This window comes from Flavobacterium artemisiae (assembly GCF_042678225.1).
In the GTDB taxonomy this organism is placed as follows: Bacteria; Bacteroidota; Bacteroidia; order Flavobacteriales; family Flavobacteriaceae; genus Flavobacterium; species Flavobacterium artemisiae.
This window is the reverse complement of the sequence record NZ_JBHUDZ010000007.1, coordinates 791,268-798,353: the sequence shown is the minus strand read 5'-3', so window position 1 is coordinate 798,353 and position 7,086 is coordinate 791,268. Positions and strand designations below refer to the sequence as shown.

Sequence of the window (7,086 nt, the reverse complement as noted above, 5' to 3'; positions counted from 1 at the left end):
TTCCCATTCCGAACAGAGAAGTTAAGCCCGCCTGCGCAGATGGTACTGCAGTTTTGTGGGAGAGTATGTCGTCGCCTTTCTTTTGAAAAACCCTGTTTCTAACGAAACGGGGTTTTTTGTTTTATAACTACAAAATCAAAATTATCTATTTTGAGGAAATTTTGAACCTGATACGTTAACTTAGGATTAAGGACATAAATTGAATTCTTGTGAATACTAAATTAAATGTTTTCTGATTTTTTTATTGTACTTATTCTGTTAAATTAAAGTCAATTGTAGCTTTTAATCTTTGTCTAGTTAGTCTGTTTGAATACGAATCTTTATTTTTGTAATTAAATATTATAATTTAAGTATGAAAAAAAGTATCGTCTTGCTGACATTATTTATTGTCTCAAGTTTAAGTGCGCAACAACGCCCTAAGTTAGTAGTTGGTATTGTAGTAGATCAAATGAAAATGGAGTATTTATATCGTTTCTCAGATGATTTTTCACCAAACGGATTTAAGAGATTAATGAATGATGGATATACTTTTCAGAATATGCATTATAATTATATGCCAACTTATACTGCGCCTGGTCATGCTTCTATTTATACAGGTACAACTCCGGCTACTCACGGAATTGTAGGTAACGAATGGTTTAGTAGGACTTTGGGTAAAGATATGTATTGTACAGATGATGCTTCTGTTTCTATTGTTGGAAATGGTACTGCAGAAGAGGGAGCAATGTCTCCGAAAAACCTATTAAGTACAACTATCACTGACGAAGTTAGAATGGCAACAAACTTTAACGGTAAAGTTATCGGAATGAGTTTAAAAGACCGAGGTGCTATTTTACCAGCAGGACATTTTGCAAATTGGGCGTTTTGGTATAGTAAAACTGGTGACTTTATTTCTAGTAGTTTCTACGGTGCTAAATTGCCTGAATGGGTTTCTCAATTTAACAATGAGAAGCATTATATGAATTACATTAATAAAGGTTGGGATCTTTATAAACCAGCTTCTACTTACAATGAAAGTCTTCCAGATAATAACCCGTATGAAGGTAAATTATATGGTAGTACAGCTCCTGTTTTTCCATATGATTTAAAAACAATGTATGAGAAGAATGATGCGGGTATAATTAGAGCTACTCCATTTGGAAATGATCTATTAGCAGAATTTGCTAAGCGAGCTATAGAAAAAGAAGAACTAGGAAAAGATAATATTACTGATTTCTTAACAGTGAGTTTTTCATCTACAGACTATGTTGGTCATTTACTGGGACCACGTTCTATGGAGTTGCAAGATACTTATCTAAGATTGGATCAAACTATTGCTGACTTTTTAGCTTATTTAGATAAAACAGTTGGAAAAGGGAATTATTTACTTTTCTTAACTGCGGATCATGCTGGTGCTGAAAACGTTATTTATTTGAAAGATCGTAAGTATAATGTAGATAATTATCCATCAAAAGATGTTAAAAAAGGAATGCAGGATTTCTCAGTGAAAACTTTTGGAGTTGACTTGATTCAAAACTATTCTAATTTTAATGTTTTCTTTAATAAATCACTAATGAAAGAAAAAGGATTGGATTTAGTTAAAGTAAAACAAGAATTTAAAGATTATTTGATAGCGCAGCCACACGTTAAAAAAGTATATACTGAGGAAGAGATTTTAGCTAATTCAGGAAATGACTACTATCTAAACTTTATAGCAAAAGGATATGATGTTACACAAAATGGAGATCTTGTAATTCTAGATAAACCTGGAGATATTCAATATTCAATAACGGGAACTTCGCATGGTACTCCTTATTCTTATGACACACATGTACCAGCAATTTTTTACGGCTGGCATATTAAAAAGGGAGAATCATATGATAAGAAAGCTATAACTGAAATTGCTCCGACAATTGCTCAAAAAATAAAAGTTACTTTCCCTAACGGAACAGAAGCGAAAGTAATGACTGAAATATTAGATGAAAAGAAATAATTTCATTTATAAATCTAATTAATAAAAACCTGTCCTTTTAAGGACAGGTTTTTTTATGCCATAAAAAAAGGCTTTTCAATTAAGAAAAGCCTTTATAATAGTGACTTAGTAAGCACTTATTTAAGTGTTAGCACTATGCGTTTGCTAACGCTATTTCTTCGTTAAAAGGAAGATTCCAAGCTTCAGCAACTCCTTTGTAAAGGATTTTACCATTAGCAACGTTTAATCCTTTTTTCAATTCTTCGTTTTCAGCACAAGCTTTTTCCCATCCTTTGTTTGCTAATTGTACAGCATATGGTAGAGTTGCGTTAGTTAAAGCTAATGTAGAAGTGTAAGGAACAGCTCCTGGCATATTAGCTACACAATAGTGAACGATATCATCAATGATGAAAGTTGGGTTTTCGTGTGTTGTTGGAGTACAAGTTTCTATACAACCACCTTGGTCAACAGCAACGTCAACAACTACAGTTCCTGGACGCATTAATTTAAGCATATCACGAGTAATTAAGTGTGGTGCTTTTGCTCCTGGAATTAAAACTGCTCCAACAATTAAATCAGCATCTTTAATTGCTCTTGTAATGTTGTAGTGATTAGACATTTCTGTATTTACGTTTGCTGGCATAATATCATCTAACTGACGTAAACGTGGCAAACTTAAATCCATAATTGTAACTTGAGCTCCTAAACCTGCCGCCATTTTAGCCGCTTGAGTTCCTACAATTCCTCCACCTAAAACTAATACTTTTGCTGGCGGAACACCTGGAACACCACCTAAAAGAATTCCTCTTCCTTTTAATGGTTTTTCAAGATATTTTGCTCCTTGTTGGATAGCCATACGACCTGCAACTTCTGACATTGGAACTAAAAGTGGTAAACTTCTGTCTGTCTTTTCTACAGTTTCGTAAGCTAAACAAACTGCACCTTTCTCAAGCATTGCGTGAGTTAATTCTTCAGATGAAGCAAAGTGGAAGTACGTGAATAATAATTGATCTTTTTTGATTAAAGGATATTCAGAAGCAATAGGCTCTTTTACTTTAATGATCATTTCTGCGATAGCATAAACTTCTTCGATTGTTGGAAGTACAACTGCACCAGCTGTAGTATACTCTTCATCAGCAAAACCACTTCCTAAACCTGCAGTTGCTTGAACATAAACTGTATGTCCATTTTTTAACATTTCAGAAACGCCAGCTGGAGTTAAAGCTACGCGGTTTTCGTTATTCTTAATTTCTTTAGGAACACCTATTATCATATTGTTATATTTTTTTGTTTTTTGATATTTGTTTTTACAAATCTACAGATAGCGTATTTATTATTGATAAACGGATATTAAATAAGAAAATATTATTTTATTTTATACTTTTACAGAAAAATTTTCTTTTTTGAAATTTATTTTACCTTTTAAAAAGAAAAAATGACTGATTTCTGATTTTTAATTAAAACGTTTTCGTAATGCTTTTAGATGAAATTGACAAAAAAATCCTACGACTTCTGCAAGAAGATGCACACTACACTTTAAAAGACATTGCTAATAAAATAAATTTGTCTTTAACGCCTGTTCATGATAGAGTTAAACGCCTTGAAAAAGAGGGAGTTATTGAAAAATATGTTTCGATTTTAAATAAGAAAAAGTTGGGCAATAATTTAACAGTTTATTGCCAAGTTACGTTAACAAAACAAACTTATGATACCTCTGAGGGATTTAATCAGGCGATTTTAGAAATGCCGGAAGTTGTAGAATGTAATTACGTTTCTGGAAATTTCGATTATATGTTGAAAATCATTATTCCAGATATGGAACGATACCATCATTTTCATCAAAAGAAATTATCTGTTTTACCTGAAGTTTCTCTGATAAATACCGTTTTTGTTATTTCTGAAGTTAAAAGCACAACTGTCCTACCTATATAAAAGAAAAACCACCAAGATAAACTTGATGGTTTAAAAAATAGTTAGTTTGGTTGAATTAATAATAGGTATAACGTCTTACCTTGGCAATATATTTTGCTAAACGAATAACTTGATGGCTGTAGCCATATTCATTGTCATACCAGATATATAAAACAATGTTTTTTCCATCTTTAGAAACGATCGTTGCGTTGCTGTCATAAATTGATGGAGCCGAAGTTCCTACTATGTCAGAAGAAACCAATTCATTATTTAAAGAATATTTTATCTGCTCAACAAGCTCTCCCTCAAGAGCATATTTTTTCATGATTTTATTGATTCCTGTAATGGAGGTTGCTTTTTTAACTTCTAAATTTAAAACCACTAATGAACCATTAGGAACAGGAACACGAATTGCATTTGAAGTCAATTTTCCTTCCAATGAAGGTATTGCTTTTGAAACGGCACTTCCCGCACCAGTTTCGGTAATTACCATATTTAAAGCTGCTGCTCTTCCACGACGGTATTTTTTGTGCATATTGTCAACGAGATTTTGATCGTTTGTGTATGCGTGAATAGTTTCTAAGTGGCCTTTTGAAACTCCCAAAGTATCTTCTATAGCTTTTAGTACAGGTGTAATTGCATTAGTTGTACAGGAAGCTGCAGAAAAAATATCAATGTCGTCTGGATTAAATTCGCTGTGATTTACACCGTGTACAATATTAGGAACTCCTTTTCCTGGTGCTGTCAACAAAACTTTATTTACACCTTGTGAAGCCAAATGTCTTTTGAGAGCTTCTTCTGTAGTAAAAACGCCTGTGTTGTCGATCACTAAAGCATCATTAATTCCGTATTCTGTATAATTAATTTCTTCTGGTGAATTTGCAGTGATAATATGAACTGTGGTTCCATTGATGATTAAGGCATTATTTTTTGAATCTGCAACAACTGAACCTTGAAAATCTCCGTGAATAGAATCGTATCGCAATAGAGAAGCTCGTTTCTCTAAACTTGATGCATCATTTTTATCACGGGTGACAATCGCTCTTAAGCGTAATTGATTTCCTTTTCCCGTTTTTGACATTAACTCGCGTGCCAATAAACGCCCGATTCTTCCAAAGCCATAAAGAACAACATCTTTTGGCTGAATTTCTTTTGAAGTTTTTGCTTTTTTCAATTTATCCATTACAAAATATCGTGCATCAGGATATTTCTCTTCTTCTAGGCCATATTCGTAAGTTAGTTTTCCGAGATCAATTTTTGCCGGCGGCAGATCCAGCGATAAAACAACTTTTGCGATTTCAACAGAATCGAAAATAGTAATTGGTTTTCCGACAAATTCACCTGCATATTGATGCAGATTAATTATGTCGCTGACATTTTTATCCAAAAGCTGATTTTTAAATAAAACCATTTCGATGGATTTGTCATACCATAAATCACTAATAACTTTAATTAATTCGACGCCAGCTCTTCTTCGGTCGACTTGTAAGGATACCTCTTTTTGGTATAATGATTTGTTACTCATAATTGAAAAAATAAAATGCTCACTATTTTAAAATTTTGGGCAAAAGTATCTATTTCAATCGATTTCGTAAACTATTTTGATGTTAATTTTTTTAAAATAAAAAAGACCTCTTCAAGTTAAAGAGGCCTTTTAATTGATTTTAAACTTGTCTACTTAAAGTAGAAAGTAGTATTTAAATTATAATTCTGAATATCTCACCGTTTTTGTTAATCATTTCGATACGCACACTTTGACCTTCATCTTTTTTACTTAGAAGTTTAGAAACCGTTTCAACATTTGTTGCTTTTACATTATCAATACTCAAAATAATGTTTCCTTGCAATTCATTTTGATATTGCATTAAATTTTCATTGGTAATGTTCTTGATTTTAACGCCATAATCAATTCTGAATTTCTTTTTATCTGCAGCATCAATATTTTCTAATTCGATTCCTTTAAACTCAGCGCTGTAAAATTCATTTTTGCTCAAAGTTACAGGAACAGTTTTTGTTTTTCCGTCTTTAATGTAAGTTACTTTTACAACATCATTTGGGCGTTTTGTATTGATGTAACCAGATAAATCGGCATAAGTTGAAATATTTTGATCGTCAAGTTTTACAATAATATCTCCTTTACCTAAACCAGCTTTTTCTGCACCAGAATTTTTAGTTACTCTATTAACATAGAATCCCTGTGTCTCAGTAATGCCCAATTCTTTAGAAGCCATGCTGTTCAATTCGCCACCTTCAACGCCTAAGATTCCTCTTTGAACATTTCCATATTCCATAATGTCTTCAATTATTTTTCTGGCAATGTTTGAAGGAACTGCAAAAGAATATCCAACATACGAACCCGTCATTGAAGAAATCATAGTATTAATTCCAATTAATTCTCCTCTTGCATTTACTAACGCTCCACCGCTATTACCTGGATTTACAGCTGCATCAGTCTGAATAAAAGATTGAATACCGCTTTGATCTAAATTTCTGGCTTTCGCCGAAACAATACCAGCTGTAACTGTTGATGTTAAGTTGTATGGATTTCCAACTGCCAATACCCATTCGCCGACTTTTACATTGTCAGAATTAGCAAAAGCAGTGTAAGGAAGTTTTTCGTCAGCATTGATTTTTAAAAGGGCAATATCCATTTTAGAATCGGTACCAATTAACTTCGCTTTGTACGATTTTTTGTTGTTTAGAGTAATTTCAATGTCGGTTGCATCTTTAATAACGTGATTGTTAGTCACAATATATCCGTCTTCAGAAATAATCACTCCAGAACCTGTTCCTATTTGTTCTTGTTGCTGCTGTCCGCCATATCCGTAGAAAAATTCCAACATTGGATTGGTGACTGTTCGTCTCGAGACATTTTTAACGTGAACAACAGTATGAATTGTTTTGTCTGCTGCTTCGGTAAAATCGAGTGTTTCAGCTCCCAAACCAACATTTTTTCCATAAGAGTTAGGAGCAAGAGTTACAACAGAATTTCCTTTTCCAAAAAAAGAATTGTTGCTTTCAAATAATAACTTGTAAGCACCAAGAGTAATAGCGCCGCTTAATAATGACACTAAAAATAAGGCTGAAAATCTTTTCATTTTTAAAATTTGTAATTTAAGTTATTAGAATTTATGTCATGTTATTTAACGTAAAATTACTTCAAAAAATTATTTGGAAAAATGGTTTAACGCTCTTTAACAATGATTAACATTTCATTAATTAAT

At 32.6% G+C, this 7,086-nt stretch carries 5 protein-coding genes and 1 rRNA gene; 3 read left to right on the top strand and 3 right to left on the bottom strand.

The genetic code is table 11. From position 1 onward, the window contains the following. Together rrf and pafA are read left to right on the top strand one after the other, a co-directional pair. A 5S ribosomal RNA gene (gene rrf / locus ACFSC2_RS08740) occupies positions 1-80 on the top strand; the annotation flags it as partial. A gap of 272 nt (positions 81-352) precedes the next feature. After that, positions 353-1,972, top strand: a complete 1,620-nt coding sequence (gene pafA / locus ACFSC2_RS08735) for an alkaline phosphatase PafA (RefSeq protein WP_379817013.1) — start codon at positions 353-355, stop codon at positions 1,970-1,972. 133 nt (positions 1,973-2,105) lie between these two features. On the opposite strand, the gene ald is transcribed toward pafA, so the two are convergent. After that, positions 2,106-3,224, bottom strand: coding sequence for an alanine dehydrogenase (gene ald, locus ACFSC2_RS08730; protein WP_379817012.1), 1,119 nt, complete (start codon positions 3,222-3,224; stop codon positions 2,106-2,108). 200 nt (positions 3,225-3,424) lie between these two features. Between ald and ACFSC2_RS08725 the strand changes: the two genes are divergently transcribed. Next, positions 3,425-3,883: an Lrp/AsnC family transcriptional regulator gene (locus tag ACFSC2_RS08725; RefSeq protein ID WP_194140289.1), complete on the top strand. Its 459-nt coding sequence runs from the start codon at positions 3,425-3,427 to the stop codon at positions 3,881-3,883. Between the two features lie 55 nt (positions 3,884-3,938). Here ACFSC2_RS08725 and ACFSC2_RS08720 read toward each other — a convergent pair whose 3' ends face one another. Together ACFSC2_RS08720 and ACFSC2_RS08715 are read right to left on the bottom strand one after the other, a co-directional pair. Further along, entirely contained in the window at positions 3,939-5,387 is a 1,449-nt protein-coding gene (locus ACFSC2_RS08720) for a glyceraldehyde-3-phosphate dehydrogenase (protein WP_379817011.1), read from the bottom strand. A gap of 172 nt (positions 5,388-5,559) precedes the next feature. Further along, entirely contained in the window at positions 5,560-6,960 is a 1,401-nt protein-coding gene (locus ACFSC2_RS08715) for a trypsin-like peptidase domain-containing protein (RefSeq protein ID WP_379817010.1), read from the bottom strand. Positions 6,961-7,086 lie beyond the last annotated feature (126 nt).

Bases quoted from the DNA above. Each gene is read 5' to 3' on its own strand.
- pafA (WP_379817013.1), top strand. From the start codon at position 353: ATGAAAAAAAGTATCGTCTTGCTGACATTATTTATTGTCTCAAGTTTA.
- ald (WP_379817012.1), bottom strand. From the start codon at position 3,224: ATGATAATAGGTGTTCCTAAAGAAATTAAGAATAACGAAAACCGCGTA.
- ACFSC2_RS08725 (WP_194140289.1), top strand. From the start codon at position 3,425: ATGCTTTTAGATGAAATTGACAAAAAAATCCTACGACTTCTGCAAGAA.
- ACFSC2_RS08720 (WP_379817011.1), bottom strand. From the start codon at position 5,387: ATGAGTAACAAATCATTATACCAAAAAGAGGTATCCTTACAAGTCGAC.
- ACFSC2_RS08715 (WP_379817010.1), bottom strand. From the start codon at position 6,960: ATGAAAAGATTTTCAGCCTTATTTTTAGTGTCATTATTAAGCGGCGCT.